This window comes from Tenebrionibacter intestinalis (assembly GCF_016632365.1).
GTDB lineage: Bacteria > Pseudomonadota > Gammaproteobacteria > Enterobacterales > Enterobacteriaceae > Tenebrionibacter > Tenebrionibacter intestinalis.
On the sequence record NZ_JAEPBH010000058.1, the window covers coordinates 1 to 17,159 of the forward strand.

Below are 17,159 nucleotides of genomic sequence, written 5' to 3' on the forward strand. Positions count from 1 at the left end.
AAAAAGACCGGATACTCCAGTTTAGCCTGGCACTGTTTTCAGGGGGAAGATCAGTGATAACGCCTGTGGCCGGGCGAGGAGAGAAAGCCTTTACGCCCGGCGTTCATCCGCTTGCCTTTAACGGATATTAAGGGAATACAGGGCCGGAACGCCGCCCGGCGTGCCCAGGATTTCAAGCTTTATCTGCCGTGCGCTAAGCGGTTGCGCTAAACGATGTTCGCATACGGAATGGCGGTTATCCGTCACTTCCGCCAGCAGCGTATCATCGGCCCACAGGCGGTAGTGGGTCACGCAGTGCGGGGTGATGGATTGCGCATGGCCCATCTGCACGGTTTCCATCGCATTATCAAAATCGTTATCAAAAACCAGCGTCAGGGCCGTTATTGTCTGCGCCGCCGGCCACTGCCATTTTACCCACGGCGCGCGGTCGCTGAGTTCGGGAGCCCAGGCGTTAGTGTGTTGCTCCGGGCGCAGTCGGCCATTGAGCAGGTTTTCCGTGGCGTAGCAGGCTAAAGGCGGTTCAAAACGCAGCGCGGGCAGGATCTGGTGAGGCCGGCGGCGCGGCACCCAGAAATCAAACTCGTCAACGCCGTAATCGCCGTCGGCAATCTGGCGCGAATGCTTTGCCACGCGCGCGTTCTGGCTGTTAAAAACGGTCATGATGCCAGGAAGCTGCTGCCCGGCGAGGGCCATTTCAATCTGGCTGTTGCGCTCAAAGATAATAAACAGGTAGCCATCGTGCGTGCTTTGATAATTAAACTGCACAGGGTAATCATCCTGCTGCGCAACGTTGAGCGTCACCTCGCAAAGCGGCGTATCCGGCGTAAAGTTGCCCGGGCGGGAGCTGCCCTGTAGCGCAACCTTTATACTCTGCGCTGACGCGGCGCGCAGGGTGAAAAAAATTTCAGGCAGTCGTTCGCCGGCTTTTAGCGGCAGGAGAAGCGCCATTCTCTCATCAAGCGGCGTCCATTCGCCGCAGGGCGGCAGCGTTGACAGACGCATTTCGCTGCTGCTGGCGATAGTCGCGCCGTTTGCCGGGTCGGCAAGCCACTGGCGCGGGATGTAACAGCCCGTTTGCTGCAAATGCTGCTGCAAAGCGGAAATGCGCTCTTTTTCCGCCAGTTGCCGGGCGTGCAGATTTTGCCGACGGCACAGCGCGGCGGCCCGCCCGACAACCTCACCCAGCAGGCCGCAGGTACACATCACGCGCGCGCTGCCGAATGCGACGTGTGAAGCGGAGATAAGCCGTCCGGTCAGAAACAGGTTATCCAGCGAGCGGCTGTACAGGCTACGGTAGGGAATGGTGTATGTGCCTTTGCTGTGAAACTGACGGCAGCCGTCATGTTTGCTGTAAACGCCGTCGGCGGGATGCAGGTCAATAGACCAGCCGCCATAGGCGACGGCATCATAATGGTCGCGCTGCTCGATAATATCCCGTTGGGAAAGGATATGGTCGCCTGTAAAGCGGCGGCTTTCGCGCTTGCCGGGGATGGCGCCAACCCATTCAATCGACATACTGGCGGCGTCATCAAATTGCCCGGAATTTTTAATGTAGTCCCAGACGCCCCAAACGATTTTCCACAGCTCCCACTTAATCTCTTCGCTGTCATAAACGGTATCAAGGCGTCCGCCCCATTCCAGCCACCATAAATCGCAGCCGTTAAGCGTGGATGTCAGACGGGTATAGCGGGGGATATCCTGGATATTTTGCAGGGCGAAGGAGGGGGGGACAAACGTAACCGGCGCATCGCCTTTTTTCGTATAGAAGTAGATAGAGTGCCCCAGTTTGTGACCGAAATTCGCCCCTGGCGCCATTTTTTCGTCAAATTCGTCGGCTTCTTCCGCCCCTACCCGGTATTCGGCGCCGGCAAGGTGGCCCAGAACGCCGTCGCCGGTTGCATCGCAAAACTGGCTGGCGCGGATGTCATAGAAGGTTTCATTGATGGCGTTAAAGCCTTTTACGCGCGTTATCTTTCTCCCTTCGGTAAAGACTTCAAACAGGGCTGTGTTGAGCAATAATGTGAGGTTCGGTTCGCTTCTGGCCATATCCAGCAGCAGCAGATCGAACATGACCGGGTTGCCTTCTTTATTGCGATAAAGGTTTTCCTCCAGTATTTCGCCCATAATTCCGCCTTCCCGCGCCCAGCGGTTATTGTTCCCCATGTGTGACGTTGCGCCGTTCGCCCACAGGCGAACTTCGCTGGAGGCGTTGCCTCCCAGTACGGGGCGATCCTGCACCAGCACCACCTGTAGCCCGTCGCGTGCTGCGGCAAGCGCGGCGCAAAGCCCGGCAAGTCCGCCGCCGGCAACCAGCAGGTCGGTTTGAAGCTGCTGGCGCGGAAATTCACGGGAAGGGGTTTGCTGAAAGATTTGCATAAGGTTTGTTTCCTCAAAAACTGGCGATAAAATCGCTTTTTTACATTCATTTGAAGCACGCCATGTCCTCACAACCGAATCAAAGTCTTATCGACGGTATCCGTTGCTTACAGTATCTGGTTTCCAGCGGCAGGGCCGTGGGTTGCCGTGAACTGGCGCGCCTGATGGGTATTAATGCCACCCGTGTTAATCGTTTGTTGATGACGATGGCCGCGATAGGGCTAACCCAGCAGGATGCGCATCGGCGTTATCTTCCCGGCCCCGGCATCCATGCGCTTGCCGCGCAGGCGATTCGGGGGTCCGCTCTGTTTTCCCAGGCGCTGCCTTTGCTGGAGCGCCATGCGCCGAAAGATATCGTGGTCGCGATGGGCGTGCTCTGGGAAGACCAGGTTATCTATATCTATCACTCTGAACCGGGTATTCAGATGAGCCAGGCGCTGGCAGGCTTTCATATGCTCCCGGCCTGGCAATCGGTTATTGGCATCGCCCTTTTGGCCTGCGAAGCTGACGAGGCCTTGCGAGGGCGTTTTACCCCGGCGCAGTGGCAGGCTATATCGCCTTATCTGCGCCAGCAGCGCGAGGAGGGCCACGTCGTCTGGCGTCATGATGATGGCGAACTCTCTATGGCGCAGCCGCTCGGCGCGCACAACGCAGCCCTGGCCTTTGCGGGCATGTGGGATACGTCGCAGGAGACAATTGCGCCACGCCTTGCCCAGCTTCAGCAGCTTGCCGCCCGGTTAGTGACCCGCGCGGCTTAATTTTTTAGTGGCGAATCGAGATCGATACGCCCAACCACAAAGAGATAGGAGCAAATGCCCAGCCCTGCCAGCACCGCGATAAAAGCGAGCGCTGGCGCGAAGTTATTCCCGTCAATCAGCGCGCCGATAGCGATGGGCACCACAATGGACGACAGCGCGCCGGTGAAGTTAAAAACGCCTCCTGCAAGGCCAATCAGGTGGCGAGGCGCCAGCGCCGTCACAAATACCCAGGTGATGGTCGCAAGGCCGTTGCCAAAGAAGGCAATCGACATAAAAAGAATAATCAGCGTTGGGTTGTTGGTGTAGTTCGCCCCGAGGATAAACAGCGTTAACGCCATGCCGAGGATAACGGGCGCTTTGCGCGCAAAACTTGCGCTGACGCCGCGCTTAATCAGCCGGTCTGAGACAAAACCTGCGAGCAGTACGCCAAAGAAGGCCGCCAGATAGGGTACGGAGGCCACATAGCCGGATTTGATAAAATCCATATTTCGATACTGCACCAGGTAGGTCGGAAACCAGGTGAGGAAGAACCAGAAGGTGGCAGAGATAGTAAACTGGCCGAAGTAGATGCCGATGAGTTTGCGGCTGCGAAACATCAGCGCCAGGTCACGCCATGAAAAAGTTTGCTTTGCTTTTTCCTGACGGCTTTCCAGGATCGCGCCGCCTTCACGGATATGGTCCAGCTCTGCCTGAGAGACGCCTTTGTGCTCAAGCGGTTCGCGGTAAAGGCAGTACCACACTACGGCCCAGATCATCCCGGCCACGCCGGTTATCAGAAACAGCCCGCGCCATCCATACAGACTCTGAATGTGAAACAGCAAAGGCGTCATGCAGGCAAGGCCGACAAACTGCGCGGAAGAATAAATGCCGATAGCGCTGGCGCGCTCTTCTTCAGGAAACCAGCTTGAAATAACGCGGTTGTTAGAGGGCATGACCGGCGCTTCAAACGCCCCTACGCCCAGGCGCAGGCCAATGAGCGCGCCGAAGCTATTGGCGATGGCATGCAAGGCGGTGATTAAAGACCAGATAAACAACCCCACGCCATACACGATACGCGAGCCGAAGCGATCGATAACGAAACCGCCGGGTATTTGCAGCGCGGCATAAATCCAGCCAAAGGCAGAGAAGATAAGCCCCATTTGCAGCGGTGAAAACTGTAAATCGCCGGACATTTCCGTGGCGGCCACCGAGAGGTTGGTACGGTCCATGTAGTTGATAATGATGTTAATAAACACCAGGCCCAGCACAAGGAAGCGTACCCGGCCAGTGTTTTTGGGGGGCGTAGTGGTAAGGGGTTGTTCTGACATAATATTTTCCCATTATGTTTATTCTTGCGGCCTGGCGACAGGCAACGGCGTGTTGTTATTTTTTTCTTTTGTTTCTTTTATAGAGACACGTAGCGGGTTGCAAGCAACCGTAGATGAAAATGTGATCGATACAGGATTACGGCAGAAAACTGTTTTGGGCAGGCAAAGCAAAGCGTTCGCGGCTGCCCGACAACGAGCCGGGGTAAAAGGGTAAGCCACAGACAGGGGAAAGCGCTTTTTTAACCTTAGGTGAAACAACCACTTAGTGGGAAATCATGGGGGTATGCGCCGGGCAGAGGGCGTTATCTGCGTTGCAATGGATCTTATAAAAATATCGGGAACGTTTTTTTTCGGCTTTTTTTGTTAGCAACAAATGTTGTCGGAAAGACAGCACAGTCAATCAGCGGCGCGAAAACAAAATGCAAACTGCGTTTGCGGGAACGCGCGACTTGACAGATTAAGCCTGGTTGCTATTCCTTAATCAGGCAAAGGGGATCACGCTTAAAGCGACTATGCCTGGCCGACCGATCATACGTAAAAATGCGGGGGTATTAAATGGAATGTAAAAGGACGTCGTTGCCTGGAGTAAAAGAGAGTCGGCGGGCGCTTAATTTTGAATACGCCTGCCGTAAAGGTGGGCTGATGCTGCTGGTGATAATTATATTAGCCGCGTTAGCAGGGCTATTTTCTGTCGGCTATTTTAGTTCCAGTGAAAAAACAACTTCCGCGCACAGTGTAAAGCTGGAATATGAGCGCTTTGGTCGCCTGCAAACGGAGTTTACTGTAAAGATTACGGCCCCTGTTCATTCATCCGGTCAATATATATTCAGACTTGGCGGTGATTTTAACAGGCGATTTGAAACCGGCAATATCTGGCCGCAGCCTGACAGGATGTATAGCCGGGATGGCGCGCTCTACCTGGCTTACGATGCAGCGCCGCACCCTGTAGATTTCTCTGTGTGGCTGAAGATCACGCCGACAAAACCGGGGGAAGCGGTGAGTACGCTTTGGGTAAACGGCGGCCCTGCGATTCGCTTTTGGCAATTTATCTATCCTTAAGGGGGTTGTAATGGAGATGATTCTCCGGGCGTTAGCGATTTATTTGATACTACTGGCGGTGTTTAAAATTGCCGGGCGTCGGGCATTATTACAGATGACCAGTTTTGATCTTATCTTATTATTAATTATTAGTGAGGCGACCCAGCAGGCGTTGCTGGGAAATGATTTTTCAGTAACGGGAGCGATGTTGACAATTATCACGCTGGTGGTTGTTGATATTTTGTTTGGTCTGATGAAAAAGTCTATTCCGGGCGCGGAATCCATACTGGATGGTACGCCGATTATACTCGTGGAAAACGGGAAACTCTTACCGGAAAAACTAAAAAAAGTGGATGTTTCCTGTGATGATATTCTGGTCGCTGCCCGACAGGACCTGGGCATTACGGAACTGGAAAAGATTAAATACGCTATTCTGGAACGTAATGGCCATATTTCTATTATTTCGACTGAAAATTAGCAAAGGCAAAAGATGAAAAACCAGACCTGGACCGAAGTAAAAACAACGGGTGAATGGACCAAGCGCGTTGCCGGCGCGCTTACCGAGCGGGGGTTACAGTTGACCACGGCGGAATCCTGCACGGGGGGAAATCTGGCGGCGGCGCTTTGTGCTGAAGCGGGTACGGCCGCGTTTTATGATACGGGCATGATTACCTTCAGCGATGGGGCGAAAAAGAAAGTGCTGGGCGTACAGGAAAGTACGCTTGCGAAATACAGCGCCGTCAGCGCGCAGTGTGTGCAGGAGATGTCGGCCGGCGCCCTGGATATCGCGAAAGCTGATATCGGCATCGCCATTAGCGGCTACGCAGGCCCCGACGGCGGCGAGGACGGTACCCCCGCAGGCACCGTTTGGTTTGCCTGGAACTTTCGGGGGCATATTGAAACAGAACGGGTGTTGTTTACCGGTGAAAGCCAGGATGTGGTGGAAAAAGCAGTACGTTATTCTCTGGCGAAGCTGGTGGAAAAACTCTCTGAATGGGAGACCGGTTAACCGGTTTGCGGGAGGGCTTTTGCAAAGGACCGGGGGGCGCAGGGAATGCGACGCTGAACAGAGAAAATTATGGCCCGTTATTTTCATTCGTGATAGTTATTTTCACTCAATCAAATTCCGGGCTTTATTATTAACGGTGTTGAATTCACCTGTTTCTTTATTCGGATAAAGTTAGTTTTGTATTACGGTGCGCCAGGTGAGAGCGTAATAAACGATCCAGGCTTTCCTCCCCTGCGGGGATGGTGAGTTGAGCGTGGTCAATCGTCATTTTCCGGTGCTTATAAGGCGTAAGCAAGGCGTTGTTTAGTAATAAAAACTGCGCAATGGCCTCTATGCGGCCGGGATTAAATGTTGATGCGGATTTGATAATGGCGCCGCAGGGGAGCCTGCCATCTGGCTGGCGATAGATAATGGAATGGAAAGTATTAAATAACGCGGTTTTCCATGCCGGCGGAGAAAACGGGTTATAGTTAATTCCTCGCCCTTCGCCGCCGCTAAAATCGACAGTATAAAACGGCAGGAAATCATTTGCGCTCAGGCACAGTGCCGTTAATTGCGCGTCATCCGCATTCCGGATAGTGCTCAGCAGCACATTTAGCAGGTACTCCACCTGCACACAGGCCAGTTGCAGCGCAATGACTTCGCCGTTTTTCAGGAAAAACAGGAAATGGACGTTATCCGGTTTTCGCTTCATCACAAAATCGGTGACCCGATAGTCAATGTCAGGTTTATTGACTTCGTCAGGGTCGATAGCCGGAATATTTTCACTCAGCGCTTTGCTGCTGGCGAGCACGCCTGCCTGAACGGATTCCGGCGACTGTTGATGCAACTGTCGTAAAATAAGATAAACGTTAAAAGTGGCGAATAACACCGACTGAAGCTGGTCGGGCGGTAAGTAAAGCCGCTGCTGGCTGCGGGATTGGGCGGCAATTTTTAGCGCAATCGCCACTACGCCTTGCGGTGATTTAATAATCCCTGTATTTAATCCGGTTAACTGATTCATTAAAAGCTCTCCATAAGCACAGGATGGGGCAGCGAAGCGATTTTTGACAGATCGATAATTCTGTCTGCGCTGGCAATGGTTGATGGCCGGTGGGCCACGATAATTCGGGTAATATTTAATGACTCAATGGCGTTGTTAATCATGTTTTCGTTAGCGGCATCAAGATGGCTTGTCGCCTCGTCCATAAATAAGATATTGGGTTTTTGGTAGAGTGCCCGCGCGATGAGCAGGCGCTGCTTCTGGCCGCCGGGGATGCCAGCGCCCAGTTCGCCGATAATTGTCTCGTAGCCCATTGGCATGCGCATGATTTCGTTATGGATGTTGCACTTTATTGCGCATTCGGTAATCAGTTGCATATCTGCGGTGTCATCAAAACCGGAAATATTGTCGGCAATGGAGCCGGAAAAAAGGCGATCTTCCTGCAATACGCAGGCGAGGCAGGCACGGTAGTTATTAAGGCCTATCTTCTTCACATCGTATTCGCCAACGAAAATTTCGCCGTTCATCGGCGTCAGCAGGCCGGACATCACTTTTAATAACGTGGTTTTACCCGTGCCGGATGCGCCAATGAGCCGCCCGCCGGCGCGTATTCAGACTGTTAACGGCAGTGAATTTATCCGAAGCTTCCAGAAAGACGAAGAAATCTGATTTAGCCCTGCGCTGATTTTGGGGCTGGGTCAGGATGCTTTCGGCAAGACAAAATGACACATAGATAAGCTGATTCACTGGCCCTGATTCAACATCTCCAGAAAGGAAGCGCGTAAACTGCGCCGGGTTACAGCGCGGTGGTCGGCCTTTCTTTTGCTGCTGTATCGGTATGTTGAAAGCGCGATAAGCGTAAACAGTAAATTAATACCGTAAGGTATAAACGCTGCTTTTGTTAATTCTCCTGTTAATGATTTTTTAATTTTATCGTGGCAGGTTACAGTAAATGAAAAACAGATAAATAATTTTTGAACCTATCTTTTTTGGTTAAGTCAGTACCTGTCTTTTCTTATCTTTTGTATGTGCTTTTTTATTACGCATTAAACAACGCTCCCTGGTAATGTGTGAATTCACCAGGTTTGTGGTTAGATACTGACTGATTCTGTGCAAAATTCTGAAAATTTCGTTTTTAAATTAAATTGTATGCAATTATTATCGCATTCAGGGGAGGTGCCTGGTTGCGCGTTAAATAAAAACTTGCTTAATTTTCGTTATTTCTTTCAGTTTGAGAGAAAGATCTGCTTATATGCTTTGTATCGCATAGCTTCTGGCCTGCTAACTCCAGATTTTGCGAACACATAATGATAGCTGACTGCGCGTTGTGGGGAAATGACAGATAGACATAAGGATATCTGTTGCATTCCAGTAATCCGCTGAGTTTTTTTAGCTCATGGGCAATGTTTTTATTTCTGCTTTGCTTTATATAGATATTGCAGCCTCCTGATGAGGCTAAGTATTGGAAATTATCAGCTTTTTTAACTTTGACCATATTATATACATATCCTGAAATAAGGCCTGTCAGCAATAGCGCAATGAGGCTTAATAATTTGTATTGCCCCAGGCCGGCTCTCTTGCGTTGACCGGACGCAACGTTTGGCGTGACTGATGCGGACGCCTCAGCCACGGACGGGTTTAAAGGAAATGATTCTGCGCGTTCTATCTTCAGGGCATGGTGCAGCATGATCCCTTTTTTGGGAACGGTGATAATAACATTATCGGATAATCCTATACTTTTTAGGGCCTTACGGAGAATGGAAATGTTCTGATATAGCGTATTAAGCGTGACCTCCATTCCATTTTTCCGCCAAACCTCATCAATGAGGGTTTGTTGATCGATGACTTTTCCTGAGTTCTGAATTAATAAAAACAGGCAGCGGCTGGCTGGCTGATTAATTTTTATTTCTGCCTCATCGTCAGAATTTGAATGCTGAAGAATATTTTTGGTTGAGTCAAATACGATTAGTCCATTAATGGTAAAAAGCATAGTATTCCCTTATAGCGCCCCAGGCGGCATTTCTGGCAACAGCCTACTCTATCAATACTGTAACGGAGATTTATCAAGTAGGATATAAAATTACCATAGCGAAACTGTTGGTTCAAACCTAAGGTAAACTAAAAAAATACGATAAAATGACTTTTAATCAATGGGTTGGTTAATTGGCAGCGCGTTGTTAAGAATTTAAAAAGTTTTATCTGGTGTTATTTTTACCTGTAGCGATGGGTTAAGATAACGTTGTTGTGTTAATGAGGGTGTCTGTCTTTTTTATTTGCTGAATAAATGTTTGTTTTTTGAATTTCACTTTATTGTCAACGGTTCTGTATATATCTTTTTGCCACCACTTATCAGGCGTTAGATAAAGGGATAAGCATGCCTGTGCGCTGTTCATGCATTGTGCGCATAGTCGGCGTGGTTTTGTCAGTGGGTGAGTGACTCTTTCTTGCTTAACCCTGCTAAGCGGCGTTCTTTACTTATTGGTAGGTAGTTGCGCAGTTGATTGCCTGATGCCCTGATAAGAACGGGACAAGCTAAGTGTTTTTAACAAAAGGAAACGCTTAATTAAATGTGTATATTAAGGAAAATATCATCATGACTCAGAAAAAAGTTATCATTGCATCGGTGGCGAGCTTACTGATGCTGGCAGGTTCTGCTGCTGCACAGGCTTACGACGGCACTGTAAAATTCGAGGGTGAAATTGTTGGTTCGGCTTGCACTGTAGATATTGGCGCTAATAACACCATGACGGTTAATATGGGTAAAGTAAATAAATCGGCATTTACCGGAGCAGGTTCTACCGCGTCTGCCACGAAATTTACGTTAAAGCTGAAAGACTGCCCGTCAACCGTTAAAGGGACCACGGTAAAATTCGACGGCAAGGCCTATGAAGGCGATGACAGCGTTCTGGCCTTAACTGAAGAATCAGGCGTTGCAACGGGAGTGGGGATTCAGCTTGCTGATAAAACCCAGAGCGTGCTGCCGCTGTTTACCGCATCGGCTAACTATGATCTGAAGCCGAATACAACAAACACACTGGATTTTTATGCGCGTTATATTGCGAAAGCTGACGTCGTGGAAGCCGGTTTGGCAAACGCGGTTGCAACCTTCACGATGAATTATAACTAAGGCTTACCCCTTAATTTGGGCCGGAGATTTCTGGCCCAGATTTACTCTGCGTTGATAACAGGATGAATCAATGAATAAATGCCTGCTCATTGTGTTAGCTATTATGACGAGTGTGAGTCTATCTGCTCAGGCCGGGGTAATTATTGGCGGTACGCGTATTATTTTTAAAAGTAATAAAAAAGAAACGTCGTTGAATGTCAGTAACCCCGATAACGCGCCTTATTTAATACAGTCCTGGGTTGATACGCAAGCAGGGCAGTCTGCGCCGTTTATTATCACGCCGCCTTTGTTTCGCCTGGATGGCAAGCAACAGAATGTGCTACGTGTCGTGCGTGCCGGCGGTGATTTCCCGGCCGATCGTGAAGTGATGTACTGGGCTAACTTTAAGTCCATCCCTGCAACTTCTAAGCAAGAAAACGTGCTGCAGGTGGCGATTAAAACGCGCATTAAGCTTATCGTCAGGCCGGATTCGCTCAGGCAGGCGCCAGAAGAATTGACTGACAAGCTGGTCTGGCAGCGTGCGGCGGGAAGTATAAAAGTGAATAACCCCACGCCCTACTATATGAATTTCCAGTCTGTTGTCGTTAACCAACATTCGCTTAAAGACGTTGGATGGGTCGCCCCCTTCGCCTCGAAAACGTTTGCGCTGCCTTCGGGCGTGGGAGCGGATGCAGTAACCTGGCGGATTATTAGTGACTACGGCGCTATCGGCCCGGAACATCACGCTACGCTGTGACCTGGATTGTCGCTGCTGCGAAAGCAGACGTTATTGAGAAATGGACTGACTCTATGAAAGCACCTGAAAGACGTATATTGCCTTCGTCACTGTTAATAATACTTGTTTTCTCCACCGCAAGCCGTTGCGCCTGGGGGGATGAGTTGTTCAACCCCGTGTTTCTGGAGCGCGTTGGCGATCAAACGCAAAAATCCGATCTGTCGGTGTTTAGTCAGGGGACGCAGATTCCAGGTGTGTATCGTGTTGACGTGCTGCTTAATGATAACTTCGTTGAGACCCGCGACGTGCCGTTTATTTTGCAGGTTGACGCCGACGGAGAAAAAAGCCTGCAACCCTGCTTTTCTGCAGAAGAGTTGCAGCAGTATGGCGTTAACGTCGCCGGTTTCCCGGGCCTTAAAGAGGGCGGAAAATGCGCCAAACTTTCTGTTATTCCTGATGCCAGCGCCTCTTTTGTCTTTGCAAGCCAGCGGCTGCTGTTAAGCATTCCTCAGGCGGCGCTTAATGTGCTGGCGCGTGGATATGTGCCGCCGTCTCAGTGGGATGAAGGCATTCCGGCGCTGTTTATTAACTACAGTTTTACCGGGGCGCAAAATAAAAGTCGCGATCGGGCGGTGAAGGATAGCGACAGCCAGTATTTAAACCTGCGCCCCGGGCTGAATATAGGCGCATGGCGCCTGCGTCATTACTCTACATGGAACCGCGACAGCAACGGCGGCTCGCGCTGGGACAGCGTCTATACCTTCGCCCAGCGCAATATTATCGCGCTTAAGAGCCAGCTTACGTTGGGAGAAAGCTCTTCGCCGTCGGATATTTTTGATAGCGTGCCGTTTCGCGGCGGCCAGTTGGCCTCTGACGATGAGATGTTGCCAGACAGCCTGAAAAGCTATGCGCCGGTTGTTCGCGGTATTGCGCGCACTAATGCGCGCATTATTATTCGCCAGAATGGCTATACCATCTATCAAAGCTATGTCGCGCCGGGCGCGTTTACGATTAATGATATGTATCCCACAGGCGGCAGCGGCGATCTTTACGTTACGGTTAAAGAGGCCGACGGCAGCGAACAGCATATCGTCGTGCCTTTTGCTTCTGTCCCCATTCTCCAGCGCGAAGGGCGTTTTAAATACAGTATCACCAGCGGGCAATACCGCGCCTATAACGGCAGCGCCAGGCGTAAGGCTTTTACTCAGGCGACCGGCATGCTGGGGTTGGCTTATGGGTTTACGTTTTACGGCGGTACCCAGTTAATGAGCAAATATCAGTCTCTGGCAATTGGCCTTGGTAAAAACTTTGGCCGGTTCGGGGCAATTTCTGCGGATGTTATTCAGGCATGGTCCACACCTGATAATCAGCCTAAAGAGAACGGCCAGTCGTGGCGGCTGCGCTATAGCAAAAACTTTGTACAAACCGGTACTAACTTCGCCATCGCGGGCTATCGCTACTCGACGCGCGGCTATTACACCATGAATGAGGTGCTTGATAGCTTTAGCGACAACGGCCATAACTGGCTGGAAAGACGACGCAACCGTGCTGAAATGACCGTAAGCCAAAGCCTCTGGGAAGGGGCAGGCTCTCTTACCCTGGGCTTGTTTAGTGAAGATTACTGGAACAATAACCGAAAAACGCGTGCAGTCAGCGTGGGTTATAACAATAGCTGGAAAGGGATCAGCTACGGGCTTAATTATACCTACAACCGTAACTCTATCCACGCCTCGTCGGGGAGAGGCAGTCGTAAAGTATATGATAAAGACCAGATTTTTGCCTTTAACGTCAGCGTTCCGCTCGACAAGTTTATGGGCAATACCTGGGCGACATACAGCCTTAATAGCGCAAGGCCGGGCAAAAGTACGAATACCGTTGGGCTTAGCGGCACGCTACTGGAAGATAACAACCTCAGTTGGAATATCCAGGAAAGCTTTGCCAGCCGTAAAGAAGGCGATAGCGGGAACCTGGGCGCGGATTATAAGGCGACCTATGGCGGCCTGAGCGGGGGTTATGCCTGGGATAAAAATATGCGCAGAATCAATTACGGCGTTGAAGGCGGGGTTGTGATTCACCCCAATGGCGTCACGCTCAGCCAGCCGCTGGGTGAAACGGCCGCGCTGGTGAAAGCGCCCGGCGTCAGAGGAACGACGATTGCCAGCGAGACAGGCGTAAAAACCGATTTTCGTGGCTACACGATAATACCTTATGTCAGCCCTTACCGGCGTAATGATGTGACGCTGGTGCCTGAAACGCTTCCGGACGATGTTGACCTGGAGCAGACTTCGCAGACGGTTATTCCAACCCGCGGCGCGATAGTCCGGGCGGATTTTGTCGGCCAGATTGGCCAACGGATGCTGTTAACCCTGACGCAGAACGACGGCAGGCCGGTCCCCTTTGGCGCCACGGTTGTTGTTGAAGGCGAACGTGCGGGCAGCAATGGGATAGTCGGCGACGGCGGCCAGGTTTATCTGAGCGGTTTGAAGGGGAATGAACGGTTGAGCGTTTCCTGGGGCAGCGGCGCTGCCAGCCAGTGCCAGGCTGTGGTTTCCCTGCCGGAGCGTGAAAATAGCGTGCTGAGGCAAAACGCGCGTTGTCAGTAAACCGCATATTAATAATAAGGAACGCCTGGCTGGTTTCACAGGCGGATCAAAAGGATTAGAAAAATGCAAATTACATTGTCGCGGGTGGCTCCCTTTTCATTGCTGGCATTGATGATGTTATCTGCCAAAGCGCTGGCCGTGGGGTGTACCGTAAGTGTCAATACACCATTGAAGATAGCATTGCCGACGTTCGCTATTGATCCCAATCTTCCGGTAGGCAGCATACTTGCGGCGAAAACATTATCCACCGGCGGCGTTATTGGCGCCTGTACGGGGGGAAGTATCCGTTATACTTCAACGATGCTGGGCGCGTGGGCAGCGCAAAGCAGCTCGATGCCCGGTGTTTATGAAACGGGCGTCCCCGGCGTGGGAGTAAAGATATCGGATTATATTATTGAGGGTAACTTTGTGCCCGGCATCACGCAGTTAAGCCCCAATATGACCATTCCGCTCAGCGCGCGGGATATTAAATTAACGTTTTATCGCACAGGCCCGATTACGCCTGGAAATTTCGTCACGGGGAAGATTGCCAGCTTTTCACTGCCAAATACAACGAATAGCCCTGTGGATATCCTGACTATTCAAATATTGAGCGGCGGAATACGTATAAAAAGCTGTTATGCCAAACATACTAATATTATTGTGCCGCTCGGTTCACACAATCGTGCCGAATTTAGCGGCCCGGGCAGTATGACCACGCCAAAAATATTTAACGTTGAACTTACCTGCCAGGGCGATTCGCTGCCGGTTTTTATTTCTTTCGACCCGGCTGTGGGGGCAACGTCGCCGCAGGCTGGCGTTATACCCATTTTAAGCGAGGACTTATCCGCAACGGGTGTTGGCGTGAAAGTCATGAACCAGGATGGAACGCCGGTTCAGTTTGGTAAGCAAGTAACGTATCACACTAATTATGAAAAGGCGATAACCATCCCGCTGCAGGCCAGCTATATCCAGACGGGAAATATGATAACGCCCGGTAGCGCTAATGCGGCAATGACTTTTACGATTACTCAAAATTAACGGTCATTAACTGAATTCACCTCTAATAAGAGGGAATCCCCGTTCAGGATAATGTGGGCCTTCACCTGGACATTTATAAACAGCAATAGAAATAAATAAGGAAATAAATAATGCGTGAATTAACTATAGTTGAAATAGAAAACGTTGCGGGCGGTTATGGTGAGAACTTTTTCGCCAACCTTGGCGAAGGGTTTTGCAGCGCAGTCGTAGGAAGTATCGCCGCTGGTTGGGTCGGTAGCGTTATTGGCGGCAAACACGGCGGCGACGGCGGCGGCCTGCTGGGCGTGGGTAGCATTGGTCAGGGCGTTGGTATGCTTTACGGCGGTATTACTGGGGCTATCGGTGGTTTCATCGGCGGCGCGATAGTGGGTTGGGAGCCGACCTGGACTCTGGCGTTGGGGGCTGCTGAAGGCTTCTTCAACGGTACGCTTCCGTTGTAATTTTTATGTGGGGCCGACGTTTCGGCCCCTTTAAATTTTTTTACCGCCCGAAATGATTGAGCAAGTTATGAGTGATAAAAGGATATTACGGATGCATACCATTAGGATGAAAAGGGTAAGCATGAGCGGCAAGCATTCTCTATCCGAATATAAAACTCAGGGTACTGACAATATACATGAGCGTATTCTCGGGCAATATCTCTATCGGGGCGGAGCTGGAGAGTCCGGCGCATCGCCTTTTCTCACAGGGGGCAGCGGTGCCGTTTGGCGTTAAACGTTTAAGCTTCCGGCTTGATCGCTTGTCAAACCTATTCCTGGCAATCCCTTACGACAGGTTTGCGCAGGTGAGAGTATTGCCATTGCCGGGTTTACAGGTAAAGGAAATACGGCGCTGATGAGGGCGATGTATGGCCTGTTATCACCTGGGGAAGTTGGTAAAGCAGAAGAATAACGCTTGTGTATGGCAGGATGACAGGCGGATTGTGGGGATAATTATCGGCAATATCTCCCCACTTAAACAAAGTCCGGCCAGGCAATGGGTTAACGCCTGTAGCGTTTACCGCAACAGGCATAATGAAATTAAACAATTGCCAATGGGCGATGAAAAGTTGACAGGCGAGTCGGGAGTCAGCCTCACGGGCGATCGGCGGTCGAGTATGTTGTTTATGGATAAAACAATCAGTCAGCTTGATCTGGAAAATGAAACCGTTATCAATAACGCCATCGCAGGGATGAAATTTACCCGCATTATTATTGCTCACCGGTCTCAACCCTTTTCTTTGCCGCTTAGGTCATTACCTTATGAATAACAATACGATTATCGTACACAGTAACTATTATGCGCGCCTGGGTCTTTGTATATTAAGTGAAGAGTGTCAGCTTTCCGTATGGAATGCATATAGTACGTTTCATGAACTCAGCGCTGTAAAAGATATACCGCATATCGATCTGTTGATTATCGACAGCCTGCCCTGGACGGCGGAAAACAAAGACACTATCGGCATATTGCGTAAGTACAGCCCGACATTGAAAATTCTGGTGTTAGGACAGCAGCTTCCTGTCGCGCTCTATCCCGATCTGAATTTTATTGATCAGTTGTATCAGCCCGCGAATGCGAGCCTGAGCGTATTAAAAAACATTATCGCCTCGCTGGTGCGCGCAAGGAGGAGTTCAGATACGGTATTACCGGCTTATAAAGCGTGGCAGGATCGCAGGGCGTCCAGCTTACTTTCACCTATGGAGTTGTTTGTTTTTCATTCCATCATCAGCGGGAAAAACGCGTGTAGCATTATGTCTGAGACCGGCTTTGACGCAAAAGCGCTCAGCGCCTGTAAGCGGCGCATCACGCGAAAACTGAACGTCACGCGGATGGTTGATCTGCTGACGCTGGCCAGGGGCTGCGGCCTGCTCTAATTAGCCGCGCAGTACAGCGCGCCACTTTTGGCTGGCCCTTGCAGGTTAAAAGGATGAAGCATTTTCTCCGCTAAGCTTATGCTATGCCGGGCCTGTAATGCGTTGCGCGCTGGCCGCTATGACAGGCTGAGATAAGGGAGGGCGCTAATGATATGATCGCCGCCCTACAAAGGCTTCAGTGAACCATGCCGTGAGTGCAGACAAACAGCAATGTGAAAAAGTGTCTCATGGAATAAATTAGCGGAATTGATCTGGCAAAGCGAGATTTGCAGGTAAATATCGTGTCTGAACCGGGCGAGAAAAAGGTGAATAAAAAGATCGCCCGTGAAAAAGAGCCTGTCAGTAATTCTGTGTAACTGCCAATGTATTAA

Annotated in this window: 15 protein-coding genes and 1 pseudogene; 11 read left to right on the forward strand and 5 right to left on the reverse strand. The window is 50.7% G+C overall.

Translation table 11 applies throughout. The features are described 5' to 3' along the window. Positions 1-117 precede the first annotated feature (117 nt). Positions 118-2,376 carry an FAD-dependent oxidoreductase gene (locus tag JJB97_RS16270; protein ID WP_238715122.1) on the reverse strand — a complete coding sequence of 753 codons (2,259 nt, stop codon included), beginning with the start codon at positions 2,374-2,376 and terminating at the stop codon, positions 118-120. A gap of 62 nt (positions 2,377-2,438) precedes the next feature. On the opposite strand from JJB97_RS16270, the gene JJB97_RS16275 reads away from it, so the two are divergent. After that, a complete protein-coding gene (locus JJB97_RS16275) occupies positions 2,439-3,134 on the forward strand; it encodes an IclR family transcriptional regulator domain-containing protein (protein ID WP_238715123.1) in 696 nt (231 codons plus the stop codon). On the opposite strand, the gene JJB97_RS16280 is transcribed toward JJB97_RS16275, so the two are convergent. Beyond that, positions 3,131-4,441: an MFS transporter gene (locus JJB97_RS16280; protein ID WP_238715124.1), complete on the reverse strand. Its 1,311-nt coding sequence runs from the start codon at positions 4,439-4,441 to the stop codon at positions 3,131-3,133. The two genes, JJB97_RS16275 and JJB97_RS16280, sit on opposite strands and share 4 nt — an antisense overlap. 555 nt (positions 4,442-4,996) lie before the next feature. Between JJB97_RS16280 and JJB97_RS16285 the strand changes: the two genes are divergently transcribed. The 3 genes from JJB97_RS16285 to JJB97_RS16295 are packed head-to-tail and all read left to right on the forward strand — an operon-like array spanning position 4,997 to position 6,488. Then, positions 4,997-5,500, forward strand: coding sequence for a type IV pilin N-terminal domain-containing protein (locus JJB97_RS16285; RefSeq protein ID WP_238715125.1), 504 nt, complete (start codon positions 4,997-4,999; stop codon positions 5,498-5,500). Positions 5,501-5,510: 10 nt separating this feature from the next. After that, complete coding sequence (locus tag JJB97_RS16290) at positions 5,511-5,957, forward strand: DUF421 domain-containing protein (protein ID WP_238715126.1); 447 nt, start codon at positions 5,511-5,513, stop codon at positions 5,955-5,957. A 12-nt stretch (positions 5,958-5,969) separates the two neighbouring features. After that, positions 5,970-6,488 (forward strand): 2-oxo-tetronate isomerase, encoded by a 519-nt coding sequence (locus tag JJB97_RS16295; RefSeq protein ID WP_238715127.1) that lies wholly within the window; start codon positions 5,970-5,972, stop codon positions 6,486-6,488. 157 nt (positions 6,489-6,645) lie between these two features. Here the strand turns inward: JJB97_RS16295 and yjeJ are convergent, their stop codons facing one another. From yjeJ to JJB97_RS16310, 3 genes and pseudogenes are all read right to left on the reverse strand, one after another. Then, the gene (gene yjeJ, locus JJB97_RS16300) at positions 6,646-7,491 is read right to left on the reverse strand and encodes a YjeJ family protein (RefSeq protein ID WP_238715128.1); all 846 of its coding nucleotides are present in this window, start codon (positions 7,489-7,491) and stop codon (positions 6,646-6,648) included. Continuing rightward, positions 7,491-8,063 (reverse strand): annotated as a pseudogene (locus JJB97_RS16305) (ATP-binding cassette domain-containing protein); the annotation flags it as partial. The pseudogene JJB97_RS16305 and the gene yjeJ, both read right to left, overlap by 1 nt. 614 nt (positions 8,064-8,677) lie before the next feature. After that, positions 8,678-9,460 (reverse strand): winged helix-turn-helix domain-containing protein, encoded by a 783-nt coding sequence (locus JJB97_RS16310; RefSeq protein ID WP_238715129.1) that lies wholly within the window; start codon positions 9,458-9,460, stop codon positions 8,678-8,680. A gap of 603 nt (positions 9,461-10,063) precedes the next feature. Here JJB97_RS16310 and JJB97_RS16315 point away from each other — a divergent pair. The 7 genes from JJB97_RS16315 (at position 10,064) to JJB97_RS16345 (ending at position 16,788) form a co-directional block, all read left to right on the forward strand. Next, positions 10,064-10,597 (forward strand): fimbrial protein, encoded by a 534-nt coding sequence (locus JJB97_RS16315; RefSeq protein WP_399198698.1) that lies wholly within the window; start codon positions 10,064-10,066, stop codon positions 10,595-10,597. 70 nt (positions 10,598-10,667) lie between these two features. Then, positions 10,668-11,333 carry a fimbrial biogenesis chaperone gene (locus tag JJB97_RS16320; protein ID WP_238715130.1) on the forward strand — a complete coding sequence of 222 codons (666 nt, stop codon included), beginning with the start codon at positions 10,668-10,670 and terminating at the stop codon, positions 11,331-11,333. A 53-nt stretch (positions 11,334-11,386) separates the two neighbouring features. Next, positions 11,387-13,915, forward strand: coding sequence for a fimbria/pilus outer membrane usher protein (locus JJB97_RS16325; protein WP_238715131.1), 2,529 nt, complete (start codon positions 11,387-11,389; stop codon positions 13,913-13,915). A 63-nt stretch (positions 13,916-13,978) separates the two neighbouring features. Further along, positions 13,979-14,935, forward strand: a complete 957-nt coding sequence (locus JJB97_RS16330) for a fimbrial protein (RefSeq protein WP_238715132.1) — start codon at positions 13,979-13,981, stop codon at positions 14,933-14,935. A 110-nt stretch (positions 14,936-15,045) separates the two neighbouring features. Then, complete coding sequence (locus JJB97_RS16335) at positions 15,046-15,375, forward strand: hypothetical protein (RefSeq protein ID WP_238715133.1); 330 nt, start codon at positions 15,046-15,048, stop codon at positions 15,373-15,375. A gap of 407 nt (positions 15,376-15,782) precedes the next feature. Further along, a complete protein-coding gene (locus JJB97_RS16340) occupies positions 15,783-16,184 on the forward strand; it encodes a hypothetical protein (protein ID WP_238715134.1) in 402 nt (133 codons plus the stop codon). Next, on the forward strand, positions 16,177-16,788 hold the full coding sequence (locus JJB97_RS16345) for a hypothetical protein (protein WP_238715135.1): 612 nt from the start codon (positions 16,177-16,179) through the stop codon (positions 16,786-16,788). Before JJB97_RS16340 ends, JJB97_RS16345 begins: the two co-directional genes overlap by 8 nt. The last annotated feature ends 371 nt before the right edge of the window (positions 16,789-17,159 follow it).

Excerpts from the sequence above, each read along its gene's own strand:
- JJB97_RS16330 (WP_238715132.1), top strand. The coding sequence starts at position 13,979 with ATGCAAATTACATTGTCGCGGGTGGCTCCCTTTTCATTGCTGGCATTG.
- JJB97_RS16275 (WP_238715123.1), top strand. The coding sequence starts at position 2,439 with ATGTCCTCACAACCGAATCAAAGTCTTATCGACGGTATCCGTTGCTTA.
- JJB97_RS16340 (WP_238715134.1), top strand. The coding sequence starts at position 15,783 with ATGGCCTGTTATCACCTGGGGAAGTTGGTAAAGCAGAAGAATAACGCT.
- JJB97_RS16345 (WP_238715135.1), top strand. The coding sequence starts at position 16,177 with ATGAATAACAATACGATTATCGTACACAGTAACTATTATGCGCGCCTG.
- JJB97_RS16285 (WP_238715125.1), top strand. The coding sequence starts at position 4,997 with ATGGAATGTAAAAGGACGTCGTTGCCTGGAGTAAAAGAGAGTCGGCGG.
- JJB97_RS16270 (WP_238715122.1), bottom strand. The coding sequence starts at position 2,376 with ATGCAAATCTTTCAGCAAACCCCTTCCCGTGAATTTCCGCGCCAGCAG.
- JJB97_RS16325 (WP_238715131.1), top strand. The coding sequence starts at position 11,387 with ATGAAAGCACCTGAAAGACGTATATTGCCTTCGTCACTGTTAATAATA.
- JJB97_RS16295 (WP_238715127.1), top strand. The coding sequence starts at position 5,970 with ATGAAAAACCAGACCTGGACCGAAGTAAAAACAACGGGTGAATGGACC.
- JJB97_RS16290 (WP_238715126.1), top strand. The coding sequence starts at position 5,511 with ATGGAGATGATTCTCCGGGCGTTAGCGATTTATTTGATACTACTGGCG.
- JJB97_RS16280 (WP_238715124.1), bottom strand. The coding sequence starts at position 4,441 with ATGTCAGAACAACCCCTTACCACTACGCCCCCCAAAAACACTGGCCGG.
- JJB97_RS16335 (WP_238715133.1), top strand. The coding sequence starts at position 15,046 with ATGCGTGAATTAACTATAGTTGAAATAGAAAACGTTGCGGGCGGTTAT.
- JJB97_RS16315 (WP_399198698.1), top strand. The coding sequence starts at position 10,064 with ATGACTCAGAAAAAAGTTATCATTGCATCGGTGGCGAGCTTACTGATG.
- JJB97_RS16320 (WP_238715130.1), top strand. The coding sequence starts at position 10,668 with ATGAATAAATGCCTGCTCATTGTGTTAGCTATTATGACGAGTGTGAGT.
- yjeJ (WP_238715128.1), bottom strand. The coding sequence starts at position 7,491 with ATGAATCAGTTAACCGGATTAAATACAGGGATTATTAAATCACCGCAA.
- JJB97_RS16310 (WP_238715129.1), bottom strand. The coding sequence starts at position 9,460 with ATGCTTTTTACCATTAATGGACTAATCGTATTTGACTCAACCAAAAAT.